Origin of the sequence: Anaeromyxobacter sp. SG64, assembly GCF_022690745.1 — a bacterium.
Lineage (GTDB): Bacteria > Myxococcota > Myxococcia > Myxococcales > Anaeromyxobacteraceae > Anaeromyxobacter > Anaeromyxobacter soli.
Window position 1 is genome coordinate 17,656 of sequence record NZ_JALCZB010000007.1, and the last position, 23,045, is coordinate 40,700.

Consider the following 23,045-nt stretch of genomic DNA (forward strand, 5'->3'; position numbering starts at 1 on the left):
CCTGCTTGACACCCGGCGCGGGCGGGCGCTACTCGTGGCTTCGATTCAGCGGCACGGAGGAACAGGGAAGCCGGTCGAAGTCCGGCGCGGTCCCGCCACTGTAGCCGGGTGAAGGTGCCTCGGAAGTCGCCACTGCCGCAGCCCAATCGCGGTGGGAAGGTGGAGGTACCGAGCGGAGCGTCCCTCCGCGACCCGGGAGCCAGGAGACCTCCCTCCGAGCCTGTCGCGCATGGTGCGCGGCCTCGCCGTTCGCGGCGAGCAAAGATGCATCGGGTCCGGAGGAGACCCGACACTTGGGCTCGACTTCCCGCTCATCGGGGCGCGCGTGCGCCCTCGTCGCCGCGCTGGCGCTCGGGCTCGCGCTGCGTGCGCGCGCCGACGGCACCGTCCCCGACGCGCCGCCGTCCGAGAGCGAGCCGCCGGTGCGGCTCCCCGAGGTCGAGGTCCGGGTACCACGCGCCGAGGTCGAGAAGGATCCGACCGCGTCCGCGACGGTGGTGTCCGCGAGCCGCTTCGAGGGCGAGGCGAAGGACGTGGCGCAGCTCCTCGCCACCGCCCCGGGCGTCTCGGTCACCCGCTACGGCACGCTCGGCCAGCTCGCCACCGTCTCGGTGCGGGGCGTCGCCGCGGACGGCGTGAAGGTGCTGCTCGACGGGCTCCCGCTCGGCACGGCTGGCGGCGGGGTGGATCTCTCGACCATCCCGCGCCAGTGGATCTCGCGCATCGAGGTGGTGCGCGGCGCGGCGGGCGCGCAGTTCGGCGCGGGCGCGCTCGGCGGCGCGGTGAACGTCGTGATGCGCCAGGGCGAGAAGGGCGAGCTCTCCGCCGAGGCGACCACCGGCGCCTTCGGCACCTACGCGATCTCCGCCGACACCGTCGCGGAGGTCGGGCCGTTCTCGCTCTTCGCGGCGGCCACCGGCGAGGACACCCAGGGCGACTTCACCTACGCATTCGACGACCGGCCGTCGCTGCCGGGGAGCCCCCTCGAGGAGCGGACCCGCCGGAACAACGGCGCGCGGCGCGCCGGCGCCCTCGCCAAGTTCGGCGGGGTCGCGAGCGGCTTCCGGGTCGACGGCCTCGCGCAGCTCACGGCCGGGCGGCGCGAGCTCCCCGGCTCGCCCTACCAGCCGACCCCCGCGGACTGGGAGGAGGACGGGCGGGTGCTCGCGATGCTGCGCGTCGCGCGCGCGGTTCACCCTCGCCTCACGCTCGCCGCTCGTGCGTTCGGCCGCCGCGACCTCCTAGACACGAGGCTCGCCGCGACGGGGTCGGACCCCACGCGGCAGCGCGGCGGCGCCGGCGGGCTCGAGCTCGAGGCGGGGCTCACGCACGGGCCGGGCGTCCTCACCGCCGCCGCCTCCGCGGAGGTGGAGGGCTACTCGAGCGACGCGCTCGGCGGGACGCGGAGCCGGCCTGGCTTCGCGGGCGCGCTCGCGGAGGACCTGCTCCTCGCCGGCGGCCGGCTGCGCGTCGGCCCGTCGGTGCGGGCGGAGCGGACCGGCGGATACTCGGGCGTCTCCGCCAAGCTCGGCGCGGCGCTCGAGCTCGCCCGCGGCCTCGCGCTCCGGGCGAGCGGCGGACGGACCTACCGCGTACCGAGCTTCGCGGAGCTCTACCTCGAGCAGGGGCTCCTCGCCCCGAACCGCGACCTGCGCTCGGAGAAGGGCGCCGGCGCCGACGCGGGGCTCGTCTACGACGGCGCGCTCGGGCTCCTCTCCGTCGGCGGCCACGCGACCGTCTACGACGACATCATCACCTACGAGCCGGCGAGCGTCGGCAGGTTCCGCCCGTTCAACACCGGCCGCGCCTTCGTCGCGGGCGTGGAGGCCGAGGCGGCGACCTCGCCCTGGCGGCGCGCGCTCGGGCTCGCCCTCTCCGGCGCGTACACCTTCCTCCCCACCGAGGTGCTGCGCGGCAGCGCCGACGTGCTCGGGAACGCGCTGCCCCGCCGGCCGCGCCACCGGGTCTACGCGCGCGCCGCGATCTCGCCCGGCCGGGTCGGCGCCCACCTCCAGGTGGAGCACGTGCGCGACCAGTACCTCGACCTCCGGAACCAGGCCCGGCTCCCGGACCAGACGATCCTCGGCGCAGGCGCCTCCGTGCGGATCCTTCGCCAACCGCTCGTCGCCCTCCACCTCGAGGTCGAGAACCTCGGCGACGACCGGACGCTCCTCGACGGCTACGGCAACCCCCTCCCCGGCCGGACGTGGATGGTCACGCTCCGCGGCGGGACCTTTTCTCGCAGTGAAAGGACCCCATGACCCTCCGTTCCCCCCTCGCGGTCGCGCTCGCGCTCGCGTTCGCCCTCGGCTGCAAGAAGGACCTCGTCTGCCCCTCGGGCGAGGTCGACTGCGGCGGCCGCTGCGTGTCGCTCCTCACCGACGCCTCGAACTGCGGCGCCTGCGGGGCGACCTGCGGCGCGCTCGAGGCGTGCAGCGCCGGGAGCTGCGGCTGCGCGCCGGGCATCGCCCTGTGCGGCGGGGCCTGCACCGATCTCGCCCGCGACGCGCAGCACTGCGGCGCGTGCGACACCGCCTGCGGCGCGGCCGACTTCTGCACGACGCAGGCGGACGCCACCGCCTGCACCGCGGCGTGTCCCGGCGGGTTCACGGCGTGCGGCCGGTCGTGCGTGGAGCTCGCGACGGATCGGCAGAACTGCGGCGCCTGCGGCAAGGCCTGCGGCGCGGGGGAGTCGTGCCGCGACGGCGCCTGCCGCGCCGAGGTGTTCGTCGCCTGCTACGCGACGGGGGACGTTCGGCCGGTGACGGCCGAGCTGGCCCCCGCCGGCGCCCCGCGCCTGTCGCGCGGCGGCCCCACGGCGCTCGCGATGGGCGCGGACGTGCTCTACACCGCGAACGGCTACCCCGCCGGGGTGGGCGTCGTGCCCATCGACGCGAGCCTGCCCACGAGCCTCACCGTGCTGCCCGGGAACGACCTGCAGTACGTCACGACGTACGCCGGCGCGGTGCTCGCCGCGAACTCCGGCGTCGGCACGCTCGTGGTCCTCGACGCGGCGGGCGGGGTGCTCGACGAGATCGTGCTGCCCGGCGACGCGCCGAACCCGCACGGGCTCGCCGTCGCGGGGACGACCGCGTACGTCGCGCTCTACGGCAACGGGCCCACGGGCGACCAGACCGCCCCGGTCGGCCAGCAGATCGCGAAGGTCGATCTCTCCGGGCTCGCCGAGTGCGCGAAGCCCGACGCGCCCGCCTGCGGCGCGGGCGGCGCCTGCGCCGCGGGCCGCGAGTGCCGCGACGGCCGCTGCCGGGCGCGCTGCGGCGAGGTCACGGGCACGATCGACGTCCTCGCGATCCCGGGCAGCTTCGACGCCCCCGGCTATCCCTTCCCGAACCAGGTGGCGACGGTCGGCGCCCGCGTGTTCGTGTCGCTCCCCAATTTGAAGCTTTCGGGCGTTTACTACACGGCGCCGGCCGGGAACGGGAAACTCCTCGTCGTCGACACGGCCGCGAACGACGCGACCTCGATCGTGGACCTCGGGCCTGGATGCAAGAACCCCGGCGACGTCGCGGTGCTGGGCTCGACGGTGTGGGTCGCGTGCGGCTCGTTCTCCTTCCCGACCGAGGCCCCCGGCGCGATCGTCCCGGTGGACGTCTCGGGCGCGCCGAAGGTCGGCGCCGCCGTCGACGCGAGCGCGATCATCCCGGGCAACGTGGCGTTCTGTGGCGGGCGCGGCTACGTCACCGACCAGAGCTCGGGCAAGGTGCTGCCGTTCGATCCAGCGTCCCGCGCCATCGGAACGGCCGTCGACGTCTGCCCGGTGGTCTACTTCGCCTGGGCCTCCGACATCGCATGCAGCGAGTGATCCGCGCCGCCGCCCTCGCCCTCGCCCTCGCCGCGCTCGCCCCGTCGCGCGCGGCGGCGGACGATCCCCTGCGCCCGTCCGGCAAGGGCGCCGCGGAGGGCGGCGCGATCTGGGTGGGGCCGCGTCCGAAGGCGCCGCCCCGCCGCGTCGTCGTGCTCGCCCCGAGCCTCACCGACGTCGTGGTCGCCCTCGGCCACGCGGATCGGCTCGTGGGCGTGACGCGGCTCGACGACTCTCCCGAGGTGAAGGACCTCCCGCGCGTGGGCGGGTTCCTCGACCCGAGCCCGGAGGCGGTGCTCGCGCTCTCTCCCGATCTCCTGCTGTGGGTGACCGACGGGGGCGCCCTCGGCGCGGTGCGGCGCATCGCCGAGCTGTCGGCCGCGTCGCGCCACCCGTTCCCGGTCCTCGCCATCCCGATCGTGAGCGTCGCCGACGTGCTCGCGACGCCGCGCCTCGTGGGCGAGGCGCTCGGAGATCCCGCGGGCGGCGAGCGGCTCGCGCGGTCCCTGCGCGCGGCGGTGGACGACGTGAGGCGCCGGGGGCGGGAGGTGAAGCGCAAGCGCGTCCTCTTCGTCGTCGGACGGGAGCCGCTCGTGGTGGCGGGCCCGGGGAGCTTCCCCGACGAGCTCCTCGCGCTCGCCGGGGCCGAGAACGTCGTCCGCGGCGAGCGGCCCTGGCCGGTCTACCCGCTCGAGAAGGCGGTCGTGGACGATCCGGAGCTCGTCGTGGACGGCGCGGCGCGCGAGCCGGCGGAGGGGATCGCGCGGCTCGCCGCGATCCCCGCGGTCCGGCGCGGCCGGGTGTTCCGGATCCCGAACGACGATCTCCTCCGGCCGGGCCCGCGCATGGTCCGCGGCCTCGACGCGCTCTTCCGCGGGATCCACCCGGAGGCGGGCCGGTGACCGTGCCTCCCGCGGCCCGGCTCGCGCTCGCCCTCGCCGCGGGCGCCGTGGCCGTCGCCCTCGCGATCGCCCTCTCCTGCGCGCTGGGCGCCCAGCCGATCTCCATCTCCGCCGCGCTCGCGCGCCGCGATCCCGACGCGGCGATCCTCCTCGGGCTGCGGCTCCCGCGCGCGGTGCTCGCCGCGCTCGTCGGCTGCGCCCTCGCGGGCGCGGGGACCGCCCTCCAGGCGCTCCTGCGGAACCCCCTCGCCGAGCCGTTCGTGCTGGGCGTCTCCGGCGGCGCCGCCCTCGGCGGCTCGATCGTGCTCGTCGCGGCGGCGGGGCTCGCGCGCGTCGCCGGGAGCGCGGGCGAGGCGCTCGCAGCGGCGCCGCCGGTCGCGGCCGGCGCCGTGCTCGGAGCGCTCGCCTCGACCGCGCTCGTGTTCGGGCTCGGCCGCGTCGCGGGGCGGCTCGTGCCGGAGGCGGCGCTCCTCGTCGGCATCGTCTTCAACGCCTTCGTCGCGGGCGTCATCACGCTCATCAAGCTGCTCGTCCCGCCCGAGCAGGCGAGCCGGCTCATGTACTGGCTCGTCGGCGCGGTCGGCTACGAGACCTCCGGCACGATCGCCGTCGGGGCCGTCCTCATCGCCCTGTCCGTGGGGGCGCTCGTCGCGCTCTCGGCGCGCCTCAACGTCCTCACGCTCGGCGACGAGGAGGCGGCCTCGCTCGGGGTCGACGTCAGGCGCGCCCGCGCGGCCGTGTTCTTCGCGGCGAGCGCCGCGACCGGCGCGGCGGTCGCGCTCGCCGGCATGGTCGGGTTCGTCGGCCTCATCGTCCCGCACCTCGTGCGCCGCGTGGTCGGGCCCGACCACCGCCTGCTCGTCCCCGCCTCGGCGCTCTTCGGCGCGGCCTTCCTCGTCCTCGCCGACGCGCTCGCGCGGCTCGCCTTCCTCCCGCTCGGCACCGAGCCGCCGGTCGGCGCGGTCACCGCGTTCCTCGGCGGGCCGTTCTTCCTCTGGCTCCTCCGCCGCACCGAGCGGCCGTCGGAGGCGGCGTGAGCGCGCCCGCGCCGGGCCCCATCGTCGAGGTGCGCGGCGCCTCGTTCGCCTACGGCGCGCGGAACGCGCTCGAGGACGTCTCCTTCACCGCGCGCGCGGGCGAGTTCGTCGGGCTGCTCGGCCCGAACGGCGCGGGCAAGTCCACCCTGGTCCGGCTCGTCGCCGGGCTCGCCGCGCCCTCGTCCGGCTCGGTGCGCCTCGGGGGGCTCGATCCCCACGCCGCGCCGCGCCGGGAGGTCGCCCGGGTCTGCGCGCTCGTCCCGCAGGAGCCGCGCGTCGGCTGGCCGTTCACGGTGCGCGAGGCGGTGATGATGGGGCGCACGCCGCACCAGGGCCTGCTCGCCGTGGCGACCCGCCTCGATCACGGGGCGGTGCGCGGCGCCCTCGAGGCCTGCGACCTCCTCCACCTCGCCGGACGCCGGCTCGACGCGCTCTCGGGCGGCGAGCGGCGCCGCGTGTTCTTCGCGCGCGCGCTCGCGCAGGAGCCGCGCGTGCTGCTCCTCGACGAGCCGACCGCCTTCCTCGACCTCGCCCACCAGGTCGCCGTGATGCGGATGGCCCAGCTCGCGGCCCGCGGCGGACTCTGCGTCGTCGCCGTGCTGCACGACCTGAACCTCGCCGGCGCCGCCTGCGATCGGCTCGTCGTGCTCTCCGGCGGCCGGGTCGTCGCGGAGGGCCGGCCCGCGGACGTCCTCACGGACGCGCGGGTGAGCGCGGTGTGGGGAGTGCCGGTGTGGCGCGGCGAGAACGGGGCGACGGGGAAGCCGATCGTGCTGCCGAACGTGTGAGGATGGCCGGCGCCCGGAAGGTGCACGGAACAGTCACCGTGGGAGTGCCCGGCCCATCGCGCGAGGAGAGGCGACGCCCCTCCCGGCAGCGGAGGAGTCGAGCGTCCCTTCGAGCGGTGAGTGAAACTGACAGCGAGCGTATCGGCACGGGACGCCGGCGGCGCAGTCACCTCGCGGCGCCGAGCTCTTTCAGGCGTTTCTCGGCGATCTCTTGCTGCCTCGGCGAGATCGGCATGCCGAGGAAGCGCCGGTAGCGCGCGACCGCCTCCGCCTTGCGCCCACTGTCGCGGTAGACGTCGCCGAGGTTGAGCTGGATGGCCGGGCGCTCCGGAAACTGCTGCTCGCACTCGAGGAGGACCCTCTCCGCGGACGCGTGATCCCCGATCGCCCAGTATGCGAACCCGAGGTTGTTGCAGATCTCGCCCTCGTCCAGGAGACGCCGGCCATCCTGCAACGCGGACCTCCACGACGCGATCGCCTCGGAGCGGCGCCCCGCCTTCCACATCGCGAGCGCTCCCGCGTCGAGCTCGCCGAGGTCCTCGCGCTCGCGGTCGAAGGCGGCGCTCGCGGTGTCGACCACCGGGCCGAGCGGACGGACGTCGAAGAGCTTGCGCCGAGCATCCCAGCGAACGAGCGTGGAGCAGTTCAGGTGCGCCCCTCCGGGCACGTAGAACTGCTCCACCGTCACGGCTGCGTCCGTGGCGCGCAGGGCGCTCACCGTCCCGAGCCCGCCGCAGCTCGCCGTCGGGCCGGACAACCCGTCCCCTAACTCGACCGTGCGCCCCGCGTCGATCGCTCCGCGTGAGGGGTCGTGGACGAACACCTTCGCCTCGAAGCCCGCGCCCGGATCCCTCTCGTCCACGTACCGCCCGCCGGACTGGACGTACACGAGGAGCAGCCCCGACCCCGGGAGCGTCGCCGCCATCAGCTGCGCCGGTCGCGCAGGGCCTGCAAACTCGACGAATGCACTCGACGCATGGAAGGTCGCCCTCGCGGACGCGCTCGGGCGGGCGCTCCAGCTCGCTCCGGTCGCCAGCGCGTCGCGCGCGGCGTCGGTCGCGAGGAGGTCCCGGCGCGTGACGTCGATCGTGGAGCGCTTCGGGTCCCATGTCACGAAGCAGGCCGGGCGCGGGTCGCGGCCACCCGCGAACCCGATCACCACGGCCCCGCCGATGCCGGCGACGTTCGGCGTCCCGTGCTCGGGCGAGCCGAGGCACCTCGCGTCAGGATCCGCACCTCGTATGGCCTCGGCGAGCGCCGCCGTCAGCGCTCCGTCCGGCGCGCCGTTCGCGCGCAGCACGAACGCAGCCTTCGGGCTCGGTCCGTCCGGCTGCGCGGGCCATGCCTCGACCACTGCCACGTGCATCGACGACCCGGGGAGCGGAACGTACTGCTCGTGCGCAGGGAGCGGGCCCCCGAGGAAGGCGCGAACGGCCGGGAGCACGAGGAACCCCGCGGGCACGGGAGCGGCAGCCGGTTCGTGAGGTCCTGTCCGGCTCGTGTTCGTCGCCGGAGCCGCGGCGGTCACGGCGAGCACGAGGGGAAGCGTCCACATACGCGCAGTCACCCGCCTCGACGACGCAGCTCCGAGCTTCAATCGAACATGTACATCTTCAGCGAAGCCGCGATCGTCCGCGCCGAGGTCGCGTCCAGGCTCTGGCGGTAACCGACGTCGAGCGCCACTCCACCGCGGGTGACGATGCCCGCGCCGAGCGACCACCACGACGTGTCGATCGTCTCGTCGCGCGCCCAGCCGGCGCGGAGCGGGACGAGGCCTCCCAGCAGCACCTCGGCGCCGACGCCGTAGCGGTTCTTCGTGGTCTCGGCGCGGTCGAGGTCTGCGCGCCAGTCCGCGGTGATCTGGAAGGCGCGGTCGTTGCCGAGCGTGAGGCCCGCGCCGACGCCCATCGGAGCCACCGCCTCGTTCGCGATGGGCACGAGGTTGTAGCCCACCGCGCCGAGCGAGACCCACTCGCCCACCTGCCAGAACAGTCCGGCGTCGCCGGTCGCCGCGCTCACCTTCTCGTTGGCGCGAAGCGAGAGCCACTTCGCGGCGACGCCCAGGTAGAGCTTCTCGGCGATCGGACCCGCGAGCGCGAGGTGGACGAGGTTCCCCGTGTAGTCCCCGTCGATCGCGCGCAGGTACGAGACGCCCGCGGCCACCGGCGACGAGAGCGAGTCGACCACGGAGCCGCCGAAGAGCTGCGCGACGCTCTCGGCCCCGCGCCGATCGACGAAGCCGCCCGCCTCGACCGAGTAGCGCCGGCGCGCCCCGATCGTCGCGGGGTTCACCAGGATCCCGTCGTTGCCTGCCGCCATCCCCACGCCGGCCGAGAGCGCGAGCGCGCGTGGACCGGCGAGGTCCGGGACCCCACCGGGCGGAGGCAGCTCGGCGGCAGCGGCGTGGGCGGCGACGATGACGGCCGCGAGGGCACTCGTCACGATTCGCGCGTGCACCGGGCGAGGATACGGGGACGTCACGCCCCCGGCAAGGACGCTTGTGGCGGTTTTCGGGAACGCGCTACGGTCGAAGGGTACGGCTCACCCGAGGAGGACCCCATGCGCAAGCGCGACACGGATCGCTACCGTGCTCTGCTCGAGGAGCAGCTCAGCGCGCTCGTGGGGCAGTCCGAGCGGGCGGTCCACGAGATGTCGGGAGGAGAGGGACGGCAGATCCCGGATCCGAACGACCGCGCCACGGCCGAGGAGGGCCGGAACTGGGCGCTCCGCCTGCGCGATCGCGACCGCAAGCTCATCACGAAGATCCAGGAGGCGCTCGCGCGCATCGAGGCCGGCACCTTCGGGCGCTGCACCTCCTGCGGACGCCCGATCGCGGCGGCGCGGCTCCGTGCACGCCCGGTGACGGACCTCTGCATCGGCTGCAAGACCGAGGCGGAGCGGCTCGAGCGCTGAACGGCCGGGTGCGCGCCCGCCCGAAGGCCGCAGGAGCACCCACCGCCTCGCGGCGTCCTGCGGCGTCCTGCGGCGTCGACGAGCGTCGAGGTCGGGGCCGGGGTCGGCTCCGCGTGACGAGCCCGCCGGGCGCACCCCCGATGGAACGCTTGCGGACTTCTGCTCGGCGCTGAGCGGGGCTAGATTGCCGGCACCATGGAGAACCGGACGATCCGCAAGGCCGTCATCCCTGCAGCGGGCCTCGGCACGCGCTTCCTCCCAGCCACGAAGGCGGTCCCGAAGGAGCTGCTCCCCATCGTGGACACGCCCACAATCCAGTACATCGTCGCCGAGGCGGTGGCCGCCGGCGTGCGCGACGTCGTGCTGGTGGTCGCCCGCGGCAAGGAGTCGATCGTCGATCACTTCGACATCGCCGCCGAGCTGGAGGCGCACCTCGAGCGCACCGGGAAGCTCGAGCTCAAGAAGCAGATGCGGTCCATCGCCCAGATGGCGAACGTCATCACCGTCCGCCAGCAGGAGCCGCTGGGGCTCGGGCACGCGGTGCTCTGCGCCCGCGACGTCATCGGCGACGAGCCGTTCGTGGTGATGCTCGGCGACGACATCATCGACGCGAAGGTGCCGGGCGCGAAGCAGCTCGCCGACTGCTACGCGAAGCACGGCCTCGGCACCGTGGCGCTCATGGAGGTCCCGCGCGAGGAGACCTCGATGTACGGCATCGCCGCAGGGTCGGAGATCGAGCCGCGCACCCTCCGGGTGGACCGCCTCGTGGAGAAGCCGAAGCGGGACCCGCCCTCGAACCTCGCGGTGATCGGCCGGTACGTGCTGCCGCCGCGCGTCTTCCAGGTCCTCGAGCAGGTTCGCCCCGGCGTCGGCGGCGAGATCCAGCTCACCGACGCGCTCGCGGTGCTGGCGCGCGAGGACGGGCTGCTCGGCTACCGCTTCGAAGGCGACCGATATGACGCCGGCGACCGATTGGGGTATCTGAAGGCGAACCTCGCGTTCGCGCTGAAGCGCCCCGAGCTCGCGGGCCCGCTGCGCGAGCTGATGAAGGAGATGTCCCGTTGACGAAGCGCCTCCTCGCCACCCTCGCCGTCGCCGCCCTCGCGCTCCCCGCCGCCGCCTACGTCCTCCCGGTCTCGAGCATCCTCTCGCGCCTCGCCGCGAGGCGCGCCGAGCTCTCGCTCGCCTCGGTCGAGGCCCAGGGGACGTTCCAGGCGGAGGGCCCCGACGCCCAGAAGCTCGCGCAGGCGGCGGGGGTCGAGCTCCGCGGCCAGCAGCTCACCGTACCCGCGCGCTTCCTCATGAAGGTGCCGGGCCGCTGCCGCCTCGAGCTCGCGCCGCTGGACGTCCCGGAGGCGAGCCGGCCGTACGTCGCGATCCGCGACTCCCGCGTCGTCGGCTCGCGCGGTCTCGCTGAGCTCCCGGCCGCGGTCGCGCTCGTCCGCTCGACCTGCGCCCTCCTCGGCCCGTCGCTCGCCGGCGGCGGCGCCTCCGCGTACGCGAGCGTCCTCGGGCGGCGGGGGGTCTCGACCGCGGAGGTGTCCATCGGCCGGTTCGACGGCCGCCTCGCCTACGTCGTCGGCGCGCGATCGAGCAAGGACGCGAAGCCGGTAGCGTACGTGGACAAGGAGACCTTCCAGCCGATGCGGCTCGTCTCGGCAGAGGGCGGCGTGATGCTCGACGTCCGCCTCCTCGGCTGGGGCTCGCCGACGGGCGGCGACTGGTTCCCTCGCGCCGTCGAGGTCTGGAAGGGCGAGGCCGTCCAGCTCCGCTTCACGACGGAGAAGGCCGCCGCGAACCCGCGGCTCGGGGACCCGTTGTTTCCATAGAAGCGGGGGGGGGGGGCCCCCCCCCCCCCCCGGCGGGGGGGGGGGGGGCCCCCCCCCCCCCCGGGGGGCCGGGGGGGGGCCCCGGGTTTAGCCACCTCCGGGGGGCAGGGCGCCCCCCCCCCCCCCCCCCGCCGTCGGCCGGGGCCCCACCCCTGCTCGGCGGGGCCCGTGCGCCACCGCGTGGCGGCTTCGCCGCGAACGCGGCGGCGCCCCGCCGGGAGGGACTGCGTCCCTCCCCGTCGCTTCGCGACGGGGCCCCTCCCTGCTGACGGATGTCGGCGGGCGGCGTGAACGCGTGTCGCGAATGCGGCAGGAGGGACTGCTTCCTCCCCGGACACACGTCGGGCGGGAGCGTGAACGCGGCGGTGACCCGCCGCGGCCGGCGGGCTCGCTTCGTTCGCCTACCGCCTACCCTGCCGCGCGATCGGCCTCGTCCTGCTCGCCCACGTCGGGCTCCACGTCGGTGCGGTACTTGCGCAGCACGCGCTTGAAGTTGGACCGGTCCATGCCGGCCTTGCGGGCCGCCGCCGAGATGTTGCTGTCGCAGTGGCGCATCAGCGTCTCGACGTAGCCCTTCTCGAACCGGCGCAGCGCCTGCTCCTTCGCGGCGGCGTAGGACATGGTGAGCCACACGGACTCGTCGCCGCTCGCCGGCGCCTCGCGCACGAGCGGCGCGGTGCGGCCGGTCACGGCGGGCGGGAGGTCCGACGCGCTCACCGCCTCGCCGCGGCAGAGCACGACCGCGCGCTCGATCGCGTTCTCGAGCTCGCGGACGTTCCCGGGCCAGCGGTAGCCGCAGAGGAGCTCGACCGTCTCCGGCGACAGGGTGCGCACGCGCTTGGCGAGCCGCTCCGCGTACCGGCGCAGGAAGTGGTGGGCGAGCAGCGGGACGTCGTCGACGCGATCGCGGAGCGGGGGGAGCGGGATGTTGATGACGTTGAGGCGGTAGAACAGGTCCTCGCGGAACTTGCCGGCCTTCACGAGGCGCGGCAGGTCGCGGTGCGTGGCGGCGATGACGCGCACGTCGACCCGCACCGAGTCGGCCGAGCCGACGCGCTTGAGCTCGCCCTCCTGCAGCACGCGCAGCAGCCGGACCTGGGTCGCCATCGGGATGTCGCCGATCTCGTCGAGGAAGATCGTCCCGCCGTCGGCGGCGTCGAACAGGCCCTTCTGGTCGCGCTGCGCGCCGGTGAACGCGCCCTTCACGTGCCCGAAGAGCTCAGACTCGAGCAGCGTCTCGGTGAGCGCGCCGCAGTTGAGCGCCACGAACGGCTGGGCGCGCCGCGGGCTCCGCGCGTGCAGGGCCCGGGCGACGAGCTCCTTGCCGGTGCCGCTCTCGCCGGTGACGAGCACGGTGGTCGCGCTGTAGGCGACCGCCTCGATCATCCGCACCACCTCGCGGATGGGCGCGGAGTTGCCGACGAGCCCCTCGGGCGCCGCGCCCTCCTTCTCGCGGAGCTGCGTCTCGAGCCGGCGGTTGCGGTCGAAGAGCATCTTGCGCTCGGCCGCCTTGGCGACCGCGCGCGCGACGAGCTCGACGTCCTCGAACGGCTTCGTGAGGTAGTCGTACGCGCCGGAGCGGACCGCGGCGAGCGCGGTCTCGACCGTCGCGTGCCCGGTCATCATGATGACCTCGACCTCGGGGCGGCGGTGCTTCACCGCCGACAGGAGCTCGAGGCCGGAGAGCTGCGGCATCTTGATGTCGAGCAGCGCGACGTCGAAGTCTTCGTGCGCGAGCCGCTGCGTCGCGGCGATGGGCGAGTCGAGCGCGACCACCGCGTAGCCCTTCTGCTCGAGCAGAGCCTGGAGCGCGCGGAGGAGCGTCGGCTCGTCGTCGACCACGAGGACGCGTACGGGCTTGGTGTCTGTGCCTTCGGCCATGATGAGGTCCCCTCGGTTCAGTGCTTCGACTGCGTCGCCGGCAGGTCGACCACGAAACAGGCGCCCCCCTCAGGGCCCGGCTCGACGCGGATCGAGCCGCCGTGGTCCTCGGCGATCTGGTAGCAGATGGAGAGACCGAGCCCGGTGCCCTTCCCCTCGGGCTTGGTCGTGAAGAACGGCTCGAAGATCCGCTTCGCGATCTCCGGGCGCACGCCCGGCCCGGTGTCGGCGACGGACACCCGCACGCGCCCCGGCGCGCCGGGGCCGGCGGTCACGGTGAGCCGCCCCGCGCCGCTCATCGCCTGGATGGCGTTCACCACCAGGTTCACGACGATCTGCTGGAGCTGGTTCGCGTTCCCGAGCGCGGTGACCGGGCGGTAGTCGCGCACCACCTCGACCTTCCCGTCCTTCATCTGCGGGCGGAGCAGGAACAGCGCGTCGTCGGCGACCTGCGCGAGCTCGACCGGGCCCTTCTCCTCGCCGCGCGGCCGGCGCGAGAAGCGCAGCAGGCTCTCGACGATGCGCTTGGCGCGCATCGCCGCGTCCTGGATGAGCTTCAGGTTCTCGAGGTCGGCCGGCGAGCGGTCCTCGCGGCTCATGAGCTGCGCGAAGGCCAGGATCCCGCCGAGCGGGTTGTTGATCTCGTGCGCGACGCCGCCGGCGAGCTGGCCGATGGCGGACATCTTCTCCGCCTGGAACAGCCGCTGCGTCACCTCGCGCTCCTCGGTGACGTCCTTCATCACCACGACGAAGGCGGCGTCCTCGCCCGTGAACGGGAAGGAGCGGACGAGCCAGGTGCGGTCGCCGCGGACGGCCTCGGCCTCGGCGCCGCCCGCCGCGACGCGGCACCGCGACGGGCAGGGCAGCGCGCCGAAGGCGTGCTCCCGGCAGCGCAGGCTGGGGAGCGCGTTCACGGCCACGCCCGCGGCGCGCGCGAACGCCGCGTTCGCGCGGACCACCTCGCAGCCGCCGCTCTTCACGATCGCGACCGGGTCGCCGAGCGCGTCGAAGCAGGCGCGCCACTCCTCGGCGGCGCGCACGAGGGCCACCTGCCGCGCCACGAGGTGCGCGTCGAGCTCGCGGTTCACCCGCTCGAGCTCCGCGTTGCGCACCGCGAGCTCGCCGGCGAGCCGGTCGTTCTCCTCGAGCGTCCAGAACTGGTCGATCGCGCTCTGCACGGTGATGAGCAGGTGCGCGTCGTCCCAGGGCTTCCAGATGAAGCGGAAGATCTCGGAGCGGTTCACCGCCTCCTCGATGGCGGCGGAGTCGGCCTGGCCGGTGAGCAGGACCCGCTGGACCCGCGGCCAGCGCTCCTTCACCCTGCGCAGGAGGTCGATGCCCGTCATGCCGGGCATCCGGTGATCCGAGACGATCGCGTGCACGGGCTCGCGGTCGAGGAGCTCGAGGGCGTCCTCCGCCCCGGCCGCCTCCAGGATGCGGCAGCGCGTGCGGCGCAGGACGCGCTGGAGCGCGCGCCGGACGAGCTCGTCGTCCTCGACGATGAGGAGGGTGCACTCCCGGCTGGGTCCGGGGTGCACGCATCCCGTCGAGGTGACCTGCGCGTCCATCACGGGGTGCCCCCACGGTGCATCGTCCGGTCCACGTGGGACGGACCCGGGGAGCAATGTTTTCGCAGCGTTGAGCGCGCTCGGACCCGGGTAGCGATGCGCTCCGGGTCAACCTATACCCTTACCCTGACAGTAACGCCACTTTGCGTTCAGCCGTTTGCGGGAGGGCCGGGCGGCGGGGTCGAGCTGGGCGACTGGTAGAGACGGATGGTGTTCCGCCCGGCGCGCTTCGCCTGGTAGAGCGCGTCGTCCGCGAAGCGGAGGAGGTGCTCGTGCGCCGTGATGTCCTTCGAGGGGAAGAACGCCACGCCGAGGGAGGCGGTCACGCGCAGCTCCGCCGGACCGGCGTGCGCCTCCGCCGCGACGGCGTACGCCTTCGCGCCGAGCGCGCGCCAGATCCGCTCCGCGACCGCGAGGGCGCCGGGCAGGTGCGTCTTCGGCAGGATGACCGCGAACTCCTCGCCGCCGTAGCGGCAGCAGATGTCCGGATCGCGGATCGACGCGCGCGCCACGGCGGCCGCCTCGCGCAGCACCGCGTCGCCGGCCGGGTGGCCGTGCCGATCGTTCACGGTCTTGAAGTGATCGAGATCGATCATGATGAGCGACAGCGGGTCCGCGTAGCGGTGCGCGCGGCAGAACTCCTCGTAGAGCCGCTCGTCGAAGAAGCGCCGGTTCTTGAGGCCCGTCAGCGCGTCGGTGACCGAGCGCTCCTCCAGATCGCGCTGGGCGCGGCGGAGCTGGTCCTGGAGCGACTTGATGCGCAGCATCGCCGCGCAGCGGGCGAGGACCTCCGCCTCGGCGAACGGCTTCGCGAGGAAGTCGTCCGCCCCGAGCCGCAGCCCGGCCACCTTGGAGTCGACGTCGCACCTCGCCGACAGGATCATGACCGGGACGAAGGGCTCCTCCGGCCTGGCCTTGACGGTGCGCAGCACCTCGAGCCCGTCCACGTCCGGGAGCATGAGGTCGAGCAGCACGAGATCCGGTGGCGCCCCGCGGATGGCGCCGATCGCCTCGCCTCCGTCGCGCGCGATCCGGACGCGGTAGCCCTCGCGCCTCAGCACGGACACGAGCCAGTCGACCTGGCTCGGCGAGTCGTCGACGACGAGGATCTCCGGCGCGGGCACGCGGCGCCGACTCTAGCCGAGATCCCGGGGACCCCCAAGGACGCGGGCGTGCGCGCCTACGTCCACGCGACGCGCCGCGCGCACACCGGCGACGCGCTCCCACCGCAGGCTCCCACCCGGGCGTTTCCGCCGCCGCGCCGGCGCCCTACTCGAGGGACATGAGCCGCCGCACGCGCCCAGCCGCGCAGGAGCCCACCCTCGCCGCCGCGCTGTCGCGCGCCGCCGCCGCCGCGCCCCGGGGCGTGGTCGTCCTGGATCTCGACTCGACGCTGCTCGACAACCGCCCGCGCCAGGCGCGCATCCTCCAGGACTACGGCCGCGTGGCGGGGCTGCCCGCGCTGCTCGAGGCGAGGGCCGAGCACTGGCAGGGGTGGGACCTGCGGCTCGCCATGGCCAACGCGGGCCTCACGCCCGCGGAGGTGGCGGCGCACGCCGGGCCGGCGCGGCGCTTCTGGGCGGAGTGGTTCTTCACGAGCGCGTACTGCCGCCTCGACGCCGCGCTCCCCGGCGCCGCCGCGTTCGTCCGCGCGCTCGCGAGCGCCGGCGCGCGCATCGCGTACGTGACCGGCAGACCCGCCCGCATGATCGAGGGCACGCTGCACGTCTTCCGGCGCGAGGGGTTCCCGGCCCCGGACGGCGCGGGCGTCCACCTGCTCATGAAGGACGACCTCGCGCTCGACGACGACGCGTGGAAGGAGGTCGCGGCCGCGCGCGTCGAGCGGCTCGGCCCGGTGGTCGCCGCGTTCGACAACGAGCCCGCGCACGTGAACCTCTACGCCCGCCGCTTCCCGGAGGCGCTCGTCGTCCACCTCGCGACCGATCACTCCGCGCGGCCGATCGCGGTGCTCCCGGGGATCCCGGCGATCGCGGACTTCTGCTCCGGGCCGCTCACCGAGGAGGAGCCGTCCGCCGCCGCGGGAGTCCCGTGACCCGCCGCGCGGCGCTCACCGCAGCGCCTCGTACACGTCCGCGGGCACCACCGGCGCGAGCCCGCCGCCGCCGAGGATGTTGACCACCGGCGAGGCGGCGGCGCGGACCACCGAGCCGTCGGCCCGCGAGGGCCCCAGCCCGCAGTAGGTGGACAGGTCGCGGTAGAGCATCCCGCGGTCGAGGCCCTCCGGCGTCACGCGCGTCGCCGCCCGGCGCGCCGCGAAGATCCGCTCCTGCGCGACGAACCCTCCCCCGCGCGCGTCGCCGAGCGCCGCCTCGACGGTCCGCGCCCACTCCTCGGGGGCCTCCTCCGCGCCGAGGTGCACGCTCTTCCCGCCGTAGTCCCAGCTCCGCTTCAGCACCCAGCGCGCCCGCTCCTCGAGGAGGCGCGGCGCGAGCGCCGGGGTGAGCCGCCGCGTGATCGGGAGCCGCGCCGCGGCGGCGCGCTCCTCCGCGTCGAGCCCGGCGCGCCCGGCGAGCGCCGCATCGTCCGCGCACTCCGACAGCCGCGCGAAGAGGGCCTTCGCCTCGAGCAGGCCGTTCACCGGGTTCACGAGCACGTGGCGCGCCGGGGCGAGCAGCGCGCGCGCGAACGGCGTGGCCGGGTCCACGCGGTTCGCCCACACGTGCCGGTACAGCACGTCCCAGCGCTCCGGCTCGCACGCCGCCGGGACGAGGTTCGCCGCGGCGTGCCCCATCCGCGCGAGGTGGGCCTGGAGGCACCGGAGCTCGCCGATCTGCGCGTCGCCCGGCCGCGCGACGATCGCGATCGACGGGCGCTCGCGCGTGCCGCCGCGCGCCCGGTAGTAGGCGACGAGCACCTCGCGCAGCCGCTCCATGTGGCTGCCGCAGCGGGCGACGAGCGCCTCCGCCTCGCGGGGAGGCTTGCCGCGCGCGGCGGCGGCGGCGCGGATCCAGGCGTGCGCGGCGAGATCCGCGTAGCCGGACATGGCCGGGATGGTGGCGTTGAGCTCGAGCGCGCGGGGCGGGCCGCCGCCCTCGGGGATGAGGAAGTCGACCCGGGCGTGGAGCACGGGGAGCGGCGCCTCGGCGAAGAGCTTCGCCATCGCCTCCGCTTCGAGGCCCTCGAACGGCTCCACGAGCGCGGCGCGATCCCGCGCGTCCCCGTGGAGGAGGAGGTGGCGCGCGAGCTTCACCGCGCCGGACAGGATCGCCTGCGCCTCCCGCGCGGCCGCGGCGAGCGCCTCGCGCGACGGCACCTCCGGCTCGGCGACGAGCGGGATCGGCACCACGCTCCCGTCGGGCCTCGCCACCGTGAGCCCGCCCGCCCAGGCGCGCTCCGCCGCCGCGCGCCCGACCGCCGCGAGCGCGTCTCCCTCGAAGATGGGCTCCATCCGCTCCTCGCGCGGGCGTTGCGGCCCGCCTCGTGCCTCTGATAGGCACGCTGGCGTGAAGATCTACACGAAGAGCGGCGATCGCGGAGAGACCGGCCTGTTCGGGGGGCCGCGCGTGCGGAAGAGCGACGCGCGGGTCGACGCCTACGGCGAGGTGGACGAGCTCAACGCGGCGGTGGGCTCGGTCCGCGCGATCGTCGAGGATCCCGAGATCGACGCCCAGCTCGCGCGCGTGCAGCACGAGCTGTTCTGCGTCGGGGCGGAGCTCGCGACGCCGCACGAGGCGAAGGCGCGCAGCGCGATCCCGCCCATCGCCCCGGCGTGGACCGCCCGGCTCGAGGCGGCCATCGACGCGTTCGACGCAGCGCTCCCGCCGCTCCGCCAGTTCGTGCTCCCGGGCGGCACGCGGACCGCGGCGGCGCTCCATCTCGCGCGCTGCGTCTGCCGCCGCGCGGAGCGGCGGGTGGTGGCGCTCGCGGCGGAGGTCGAGGTCGCGCCCGAGGCGCTCGCGTACCTGAACCGGCTCTCCGACTTCCTGTTCGTCGCGGCGCGCGTCGCGAACGCGCGAGCGCGGCGCGACGAGACGATCTGGGACCCGCCGCGCGAGGGCGAGGCATGACGGCGCCGTCCGCGCGCATGGAACCGGCCGCGACGCCCGCCGCCTCCCTGCGCGACTGCACCGCGCGCCTCGCGGCGCCGGGCGGGCGAGGGTCGCCGTGACGCCCGTCGCGCTCGTCACCGGCGCGGGCGTGCGGGTCGGGAACGCGATCGCGCGCGACCTCGCGCGCCACGGGTACGCGGTCGTCGCCCACTACCGCTCGCACCCGCCGCGCGGCCTCGCGGACGCGTTGCAGGCGGACCTCGCCCAGCCGGACGGACCCGCGGCGCTCGCCGCCGCCTTCCGGCGCGGCCACCGCAGGCTCGATCTCCTCGTGAACAGCGCGGCGGCGTTCGACGCGCTCCCGCTCGAGGAGACCGACGCCGCGGCGTTCGACTCGCAGATGGACCTCAACGCCCGCGCGCCGCTCCTGCTCACGCGCGCGCTCGCGCCGCTCCTCCGCCGGTCCCGCGGCTCCGTCGTGAACGTCGCCGACGTGGGCGGCGGCCTCGTGCCTTGGCGCGGCTTCGCGGCCTACGCGGCCTCCAAGGCGGCGCTCGTCCGGCTCACCGAGTGCCTGGCGCTCGAGCTCGCGCCGGAGATCCGGGTGAACGCCGTCGCGCCCGGGACGGTGCTCTGGCCGGAGGCGTACCCGGAGAAGCTCCGCCGCACGCTCGCCGCCCGCATCCCGCTGGGGCGTCCGGGCACTCCCGCCGACGTCGCGGCGGCCGTGCGCTTCCTCGCCGGGGCGCCCTTCGTGACCGGCGCGGTGCTCCCCGTGGATGGCGGGCGCCACCTCTCGGGGCGCGCCTGAAGCTCGCGGCTTCCGCGCCCGTCCGCACCTCGCATTGAAGCGCCCAACCCCCGCTGTTAGACTCCCTTGCGTCACGTCAAAGCGGGCGGGCGACCAACCCCGCCACGGAGAATTTCGACACATGGATGCCATCACCCAGACTCCCGTCACCCCTGCCGCCCCCGCCGCCGACGCCGGGACGGAGAATCCCGTCAGCCTCACCGCCAAGGCGATCGAGATGGTGAAGGACGCGATGGAGCGCGAAGGGCTCCACGCGTACGGCATCCGCGTCGGCGTGATGGGCGGCGGCTGCGCGGGCTTCCAGTACTCGATGGACTTCGAGAAGGACCCCCGTGAGGGCGACGTCTCGTTCGAGCAGGACGGCGTGAAGCTCTACGTCGATCCGATGAGCTCGATGTACCTCCAGGGCGTCACGATCGACTACGTGGTCGGCCTCCAGGGCGCCGGCTTCAAGTTCAACAACCCCAACGCGCGCACGACCTGCGGCTGCGGGTCGTCCTTCTCGTACTAGCCAGGCGCGCGCCCGCGAGCGCGGGTCGCCATCGTCGCCGGGGGCCGGGGGATCGATTCCCGCCGGCCCTCGTCGCTTCCAGGGGCCCGGCAGCGCGCGAGGGCCGGGGGATCGAAGCGATGCTCGTCGTCCGGAACGCCGTCGTCGGCCCCTTCGCCGCGAACGCCTACGTCGCCGCCTGCGACCGGACGGGCGAGGCGCTCCTCGTGGACCCGGGCGGCGAGATCCCGCGCGTCCTCGCGCTCCTCGAGCCGGACTGGCGCGTGACGCGGATCGTGTGCACGCACGGACACATCGATCACGTCGCCGGCGCCGCCGAGGCGAAGGACGCGACGGGCGCCCCCCTCTCGCTGCACGCGGCCGACGCGGGCTGGCTCGAGGCGCTGCCGCGCCAGGCGGAGATGTTCGGGTTCGATCCGGTCGTCGCGCCGGCGGTCGATCACCAGCCGGCCGACGGTGAGACCTTCCGCGTGGGCGCGTCGGAGGGGCGCGTCATCCACACGCCCGGTCACAGCCCGGGCTCGATCTGCCTCTTCTTCCCGGAGGAGCGGCTGCTCTTCAGCGGCGACACCCTGTTCGCCGGCTCGGTCGGGCGGACGGATCTCCCCGGCGGCGACTTCGACGCCCTGCACGCCTCCATCCAGGGGAAGCTCTTCCCGCTCGGCGACGAGGTGCGCTTCCACCCCGGCCACGGGCCGGCGGGGCTCCTCGGGGAGGAGCGCCGCTCGAACCCGTTCGTGGGAGAGAAGCCGCGGCGCGGCCGCTTCGTGTGAGCGGCGGCGGCGCCTACTCCATCGACACGACGCCCAGGATGTTCTGCCCGGCGTCGACGTGCAGCACCTCGCCCGTCACGTTGCGCGCCAGGTCCGAGCAGAGGTAGAGGGCCGCGCGCGCGCAGTCCTCCTGGTCGACGTTCCGGCGGAGCGGCGTCTTCGCCGCGTTCTCGCCGAGCATGGTGCGCATGCCCTTGATGCCGGCGGCGGCGAGCGTCTTGATGGGCCCGGCGCTGATCGCGTTCACCCGGATGCCCTCCTGGCCGAGGTCCTCGGCGAGGTAGCGCATCGAGGACTCGAGCGCGGCCTTCGCGACGCCCATCACGTTGTAGTTCCGGACGACCTTCTCGGCGCCGTAGTACGTGAGCGTCACGATGCTCGAGCCAGCGGGCATCATCGGCCGGAACGCGCGGGCGAGGGCGATGAGCGAGTAGGCGGAGACGTCCATGGTGATGCGCCACGCGTCGCGGGTCGTCACGTCGGCGAAGCGGCCGTCGAGCGCGCTGCGCGGCGCGAAGCCGATCGAGTGGACGAGCACGTCCACGCGATCCCACACCTTGCCGATCTCCGCGACCGTGCGGGCGATGTCCTCGTCCTTCGAGACGTCGCAGTCGACGATCGCCTTCGCGCCGATGCCCTCGGCGATGGGGCGGACGCGCCGCTCCATCGACTCGCCGGGGTACGTGAACGCGAGCTCGGCGCCCTCGCGCTGGAACGCCTCCGCGATCCCCCAGGCGATGGAGCGGTCGTTCGCGACGCCGGTGATGAGCGCGCGCTTGCCGCGCAGGAGGCCGCCGAGCGAGAGCCGGACGTCGTCCGTCTCCATGCGCGCGCGGGTCACTTCGACGTCCTTGGGATCGATGGGGCTCATCTTCTGTCAGGCTCCTCGGGCACGGACGGCGTCGAGCGCCTGCGAGAGCTCGCTCCGTGCGTGCATGTCGTTCGTGCGGGTCGCGGCCGCGATCCCGTCCTCGTAGGCCCGCGCCGCCTCGCCGTCCAGGCCCGCCGTCTCGAGCGACTGGCCGAGCATGAGGTAGGTCGGGACGTAGTCGGGCTTGCGCCGCGCCGTCTCGCGGAACTCGGCGACGGCCTCGTCTCCGCGGCCGGCGGTGCGGAGCGCCATCGCGAGCGAGTAGCGCGCGAAGGCGTCGTCCGGGCTCTTCGCCACGAATGCCCGGAAGGCCTCGATGCGCTGTTCCGGCGTCATAGGGGGGCTAGGGTTGTACCCGAATCGACCGCTCGACTCCATAGCGGCGGCGGTCCGCCGGCGCCCGGCGGACGCCTCCTCACGTTATGCTCGACCCCGGTGATGTCGGCACGCATCTCGGACTGCACCGGCGCGCTCATCGCGGGCGGACGGGCGACGCGGCTCGGCGGCCGGCCGAAGGGGCTCCTGCGCGTGGGCGGCGAGCCCATCGCGGCGCGCTCGCTCCGCCTGTTCCGCGCGCTCTTCGACGGCGGCGCGCTCGTCGTCGCGAACGACCCCGCGCCCTACGCGCCGCTCGGCGCGCCCATCGTGCCGGACCTCGTGAAGGGGAAGGGCGCGCCCGGCGGCGTGCACGCCGCGCTCTCCGCGGCGCGCACGACCTGGGTGTTCACCGCCGGCTGCGACATGCCCTTCGTGTCCGAGGCGGGCATCGCGCTCCTCGCCTCGCGCCGGGCCGGGGCCGAGGCAGTCGTGGTGCGCTGGCAGGGCCGCCTCGAGCCCCTGCACGCGCTCTGGTCGCGCGCGTGCCTGCCGCTCCTCTCGCGCCTCCTCGCGGAGGGCGATCCGTCGCTCCAGGCGATCGCACGGAGCGTCGCGGCGGCGATCGTGGAGGAGAGCGAGTGGCGCGCGGTCGATCCCGAGGGGCTCGCGTTCGCGAACGTGAACACGCCCGAGGATCTCGCGCGGCTCGGGCTCGTCCCGCCGCCGTGAGGGCGCGGCGGCGCCCGCGCCCGGGGCCGCCGTCGCACGAGCCCTGCGAGCATCGACTCCGTCGCGAGCGGCCGCGGGGGCGCGCGCAAAGCATGCGGACGTCCGGATCCGACCTACCGTTCCATCGGTGGATTCGGTGAGGTCAGCGGTCGCGTATTGACGCACGTCAAATTAGGCCCCGAATGGCCACCGACGGAAACTCTTCCGGTCTCGGCAATTCCTGCGCTAACCAGCAATGGCAACTTCGGGTCAACCAGCACCGACCCGCACCCGAGGAGCAA

The 23,045-nt window shown here is 74.8% G+C and carries 22 protein-coding genes and 1 riboswitch; of the genes, 14 read left to right on the forward strand and 8 right to left on the reverse strand.

Annotated elements, in window-relative coordinates; genetic code table 11:
• The first annotated feature begins 35 nt into the window (after nt 1–35).
• Nucleotides 36–214: riboswitch (cobalamin riboswitch) on the forward strand.
• A 79-nt stretch (nt 215–293) separates the two neighbouring features.
• Genes MNZ29_RS03575 through MNZ29_RS03595 form a run of 5 tightly spaced genes read left to right on the forward strand, consistent with a single transcriptional unit; the run spans nt 294 to nt 6,550 of the window.
• Nucleotides 294–2,261 (forward strand): TonB-dependent siderophore receptor, encoded by a 1,968-nt coding sequence (locus MNZ29_RS03575; protein ID WP_242352875.1) that lies wholly within the window; start codon nt 294–296, stop codon nt 2,259–2,261.
• Nucleotides 2,258–3,823, forward strand: a complete 1,566-nt coding sequence (locus MNZ29_RS03580) for an MXAN_6577-like cysteine-rich protein (RefSeq protein ID WP_242352877.1) — start codon at nt 2,258–2,260, stop codon at nt 3,821–3,823. Before MNZ29_RS03575 ends, MNZ29_RS03580 begins: the two co-directional genes overlap by 4 nt.
• Entirely contained in the window at nt 3,811–4,725 is a 915-nt protein-coding gene (locus tag MNZ29_RS03585; RefSeq protein WP_242352879.1) for an ABC transporter substrate-binding protein, read from the forward strand. Before MNZ29_RS03580 ends, MNZ29_RS03585 begins: the two co-directional genes overlap by 13 nt.
• On the forward strand, nt 4,722–5,762 hold the full coding sequence (locus tag MNZ29_RS03590; protein WP_242352881.1) for an iron ABC transporter permease: 1,041 nt from the start codon (nt 4,722–4,724) through the stop codon (nt 5,760–5,762). Before MNZ29_RS03585 ends, MNZ29_RS03590 begins: the two co-directional genes overlap by 4 nt.
• Complete coding sequence (locus MNZ29_RS03595) at nt 5,759–6,550, forward strand: ABC transporter ATP-binding protein (RefSeq protein WP_242337807.1); 792 nt, start codon at nt 5,759–5,761, stop codon at nt 6,548–6,550. Before MNZ29_RS03590 ends, MNZ29_RS03595 begins: the two co-directional genes overlap by 4 nt.
• 166 nt (nt 6,551–6,716) lie before the next feature.
• Here MNZ29_RS03595 and MNZ29_RS03600 read toward each other — a convergent pair whose 3' ends face one another.
• Nucleotides 6,717–8,012 (reverse strand): tetratricopeptide repeat protein, encoded by a 1,296-nt coding sequence (locus tag MNZ29_RS03600; RefSeq protein ID WP_242337809.1) that lies wholly within the window; start codon nt 8,010–8,012, stop codon nt 6,717–6,719.
• A gap of 131 nt (nt 8,013–8,143) precedes the next feature.
• Nucleotides 8,144–9,007, reverse strand: coding sequence for a hypothetical protein (locus MNZ29_RS03605; RefSeq protein ID WP_242337811.1), 864 nt, complete (start codon nt 9,005–9,007; stop codon nt 8,144–8,146).
• Between the two features lie 102 nt (nt 9,008–9,109).
• On the opposite strand from MNZ29_RS03605, the gene dksA reads away from it, so the two are divergent.
• From dksA to MNZ29_RS03620, 3 genes are all read left to right on the forward strand, one after another.
• Nucleotides 9,110–9,463, forward strand: a complete 354-nt coding sequence (gene dksA / locus MNZ29_RS03610; RefSeq protein WP_242337813.1) for an RNA polymerase-binding protein DksA — start codon at nt 9,110–9,112, stop codon at nt 9,461–9,463.
• Nucleotides 9,464–9,658: 195 nt separating this feature from the next.
• Nucleotides 9,659–10,528, forward strand: coding sequence for a UTP--glucose-1-phosphate uridylyltransferase GalU (galU, locus tag MNZ29_RS03615; RefSeq protein ID WP_242337815.1), 870 nt, complete (start codon nt 9,659–9,661; stop codon nt 10,526–10,528).
• A complete protein-coding gene (locus tag MNZ29_RS03620; protein WP_242352883.1) occupies nt 10,525–11,292 on the forward strand; it encodes a hypothetical protein in 768 nt (255 codons plus the stop codon). Before galU ends, MNZ29_RS03620 begins: the two co-directional genes overlap by 4 nt.
• Nucleotides 11,293–11,700: 408 nt before the next feature.
• On the opposite strand, the gene MNZ29_RS03625 is transcribed toward MNZ29_RS03620, so the two are convergent.
• From MNZ29_RS03625 to MNZ29_RS24830, 3 genes are all read right to left on the reverse strand, one after another.
• Nucleotides 11,701–13,173 (reverse strand): sigma-54 dependent transcriptional regulator, encoded by a 1,473-nt coding sequence (locus MNZ29_RS03625; protein ID WP_242337819.1) that lies wholly within the window; start codon nt 13,171–13,173, stop codon nt 11,701–11,703.
• Between the two features lie 17 nt (nt 13,174–13,190).
• Entirely contained in the window at nt 13,191–14,741 is a 1,551-nt protein-coding gene (locus tag MNZ29_RS03630) for an ATP-binding protein (protein ID WP_242352885.1), read from the reverse strand.
• Between the two features lie 149 nt (nt 14,742–14,890).
• Nucleotides 14,891–15,865, reverse strand: a complete 975-nt coding sequence (locus MNZ29_RS24830) for a diguanylate cyclase (protein ID WP_242352887.1) — start codon at nt 15,863–15,865, stop codon at nt 14,891–14,893.
• A 158-nt stretch (nt 15,866–16,023) separates the two neighbouring features.
• Between MNZ29_RS24830 and MNZ29_RS03640 the strand changes: the two genes are divergently transcribed.
• Complete coding sequence (locus MNZ29_RS03640; protein WP_242352889.1) at nt 16,024–16,794, forward strand: haloacid dehalogenase-like hydrolase; 771 nt, start codon at nt 16,024–16,026, stop codon at nt 16,792–16,794.
• A gap of 15 nt (nt 16,795–16,809) precedes the next feature.
• Here MNZ29_RS03640 and MNZ29_RS03645 read toward each other — a convergent pair whose 3' ends face one another.
• Nucleotides 16,810–18,150 (reverse strand): hypothetical protein, encoded by a 1,341-nt coding sequence (locus MNZ29_RS03645; RefSeq protein ID WP_242352891.1) that lies wholly within the window; start codon nt 18,148–18,150, stop codon nt 16,810–16,812.
• Nucleotides 18,151–18,205: 55 nt separating this feature from the next.
• Here MNZ29_RS03645 and MNZ29_RS03650 point away from each other — a divergent pair, with 55 nt between their 5' ends.
• From MNZ29_RS03650 to MNZ29_RS03665, 4 genes are all read left to right on the forward strand, one after another.
• Complete coding sequence (locus MNZ29_RS03650; RefSeq protein WP_242352893.1) at nt 18,206–18,769, forward strand: cob(I)yrinic acid a,c-diamide adenosyltransferase; 564 nt, start codon at nt 18,206–18,208, stop codon at nt 18,767–18,769.
• A gap of 97 nt (nt 18,770–18,866) precedes the next feature.
• Complete coding sequence (locus MNZ29_RS03655; RefSeq protein WP_242352895.1) at nt 18,867–19,562, forward strand: SDR family oxidoreductase; 696 nt, start codon at nt 18,867–18,869, stop codon at nt 19,560–19,562.
• 121 nt (nt 19,563–19,683) lie between these two features.
• Nucleotides 19,684–20,073, forward strand: a complete 390-nt coding sequence (gene erpA / locus MNZ29_RS03660) for an iron-sulfur cluster insertion protein ErpA (RefSeq protein ID WP_242337832.1) — start codon at nt 19,684–19,686, stop codon at nt 20,071–20,073.
• 119 nt (nt 20,074–20,192) lie between these two features.
• Complete coding sequence (locus MNZ29_RS03665; protein WP_242352897.1) at nt 20,193–20,846, forward strand: MBL fold metallo-hydrolase; 654 nt, start codon at nt 20,193–20,195, stop codon at nt 20,844–20,846.
• A gap of 13 nt (nt 20,847–20,859) precedes the next feature.
• Here MNZ29_RS03665 and MNZ29_RS03670 read toward each other — a convergent pair whose 3' ends face one another.
• Complete coding sequence (locus tag MNZ29_RS03670) at nt 20,860–21,717, reverse strand: enoyl-ACP reductase (protein ID WP_277956783.1); 858 nt, start codon at nt 21,715–21,717, stop codon at nt 20,860–20,862.
• Between the two features lie 6 nt (nt 21,718–21,723).
• Complete coding sequence (locus tag MNZ29_RS03675; protein WP_242337836.1) at nt 21,724–22,053, reverse strand: tetratricopeptide repeat protein; 330 nt, start codon at nt 22,051–22,053, stop codon at nt 21,724–21,726.
• Nucleotides 22,054–22,155: 102 nt separating this feature from the next.
• Here MNZ29_RS03675 and MNZ29_RS03680 point away from each other — a divergent pair, with 102 nt between their 5' ends.
• A complete protein-coding gene (locus tag MNZ29_RS03680) occupies nt 22,156–22,764 on the forward strand; it encodes a molybdenum cofactor guanylyltransferase (protein ID WP_242352899.1) in 609 nt (202 codons plus the stop codon).
• Nucleotides 22,765–23,045 lie beyond the last annotated feature (281 nt).

Excerpts from the sequence above, each read along its gene's own strand:
- MNZ29_RS03580 (WP_242352877.1), top strand. The coding sequence starts at position 2,258 with ATGACCCTCCGTTCCCCCCTCGCGGTCGCGCTCGCGCTCGCGTTCGCC.
- MNZ29_RS03585 (WP_242352879.1), top strand. The coding sequence starts at position 3,811 with ATGCAGCGAGTGATCCGCGCCGCCGCCCTCGCCCTCGCCCTCGCCGCG.
- dksA (WP_242337813.1), top strand. The coding sequence starts at position 9,110 with ATGCGCAAGCGCGACACGGATCGCTACCGTGCTCTGCTCGAGGAGCAG.
- galU (WP_242337815.1), top strand. The coding sequence starts at position 9,659 with ATGGAGAACCGGACGATCCGCAAGGCCGTCATCCCTGCAGCGGGCCTC.
- MNZ29_RS03625 (WP_242337819.1), bottom strand. The coding sequence starts at position 13,173 with ATGGCCGAAGGCACAGACACCAAGCCCGTACGCGTCCTCGTGGTCGAC.
- MNZ29_RS03630 (WP_242352885.1), bottom strand. The coding sequence starts at position 14,741 with ATGGACGCGCAGGTCACCTCGACGGGATGCGTGCACCCCGGACCCAGC.
- MNZ29_RS03640 (WP_242352889.1), top strand. The coding sequence starts at position 16,024 with ATGAGCCGCCGCACGCGCCCAGCCGCGCAGGAGCCCACCCTCGCCGCC.
- MNZ29_RS03645 (WP_242352891.1), bottom strand. The coding sequence starts at position 18,150 with ATGGAGCCCATCTTCGAGGGAGACGCGCTCGCGGCGGTCGGGCGCGCG.
- erpA (WP_242337832.1), top strand. The coding sequence starts at position 19,684 with ATGGATGCCATCACCCAGACTCCCGTCACCCCTGCCGCCCCCGCCGCC.
- MNZ29_RS03665 (WP_242352897.1), top strand. The coding sequence starts at position 20,193 with ATGCTCGTCGTCCGGAACGCCGTCGTCGGCCCCTTCGCCGCGAACGCC.
- MNZ29_RS03670 (WP_277956783.1), bottom strand. The coding sequence starts at position 21,717 with ATGAGCCCCATCGATCCCAAGGACGTCGAAGTGACCCGCGCGCGCATG.
- MNZ29_RS03675 (WP_242337836.1), bottom strand. The coding sequence starts at position 22,053 with ATGACGCCGGAACAGCGCATCGAGGCCTTCCGGGCATTCGTGGCGAAG.
- MNZ29_RS03680 (WP_242352899.1), top strand. The coding sequence starts at position 22,156 with ATGTCGGCACGCATCTCGGACTGCACCGGCGCGCTCATCGCGGGCGGA.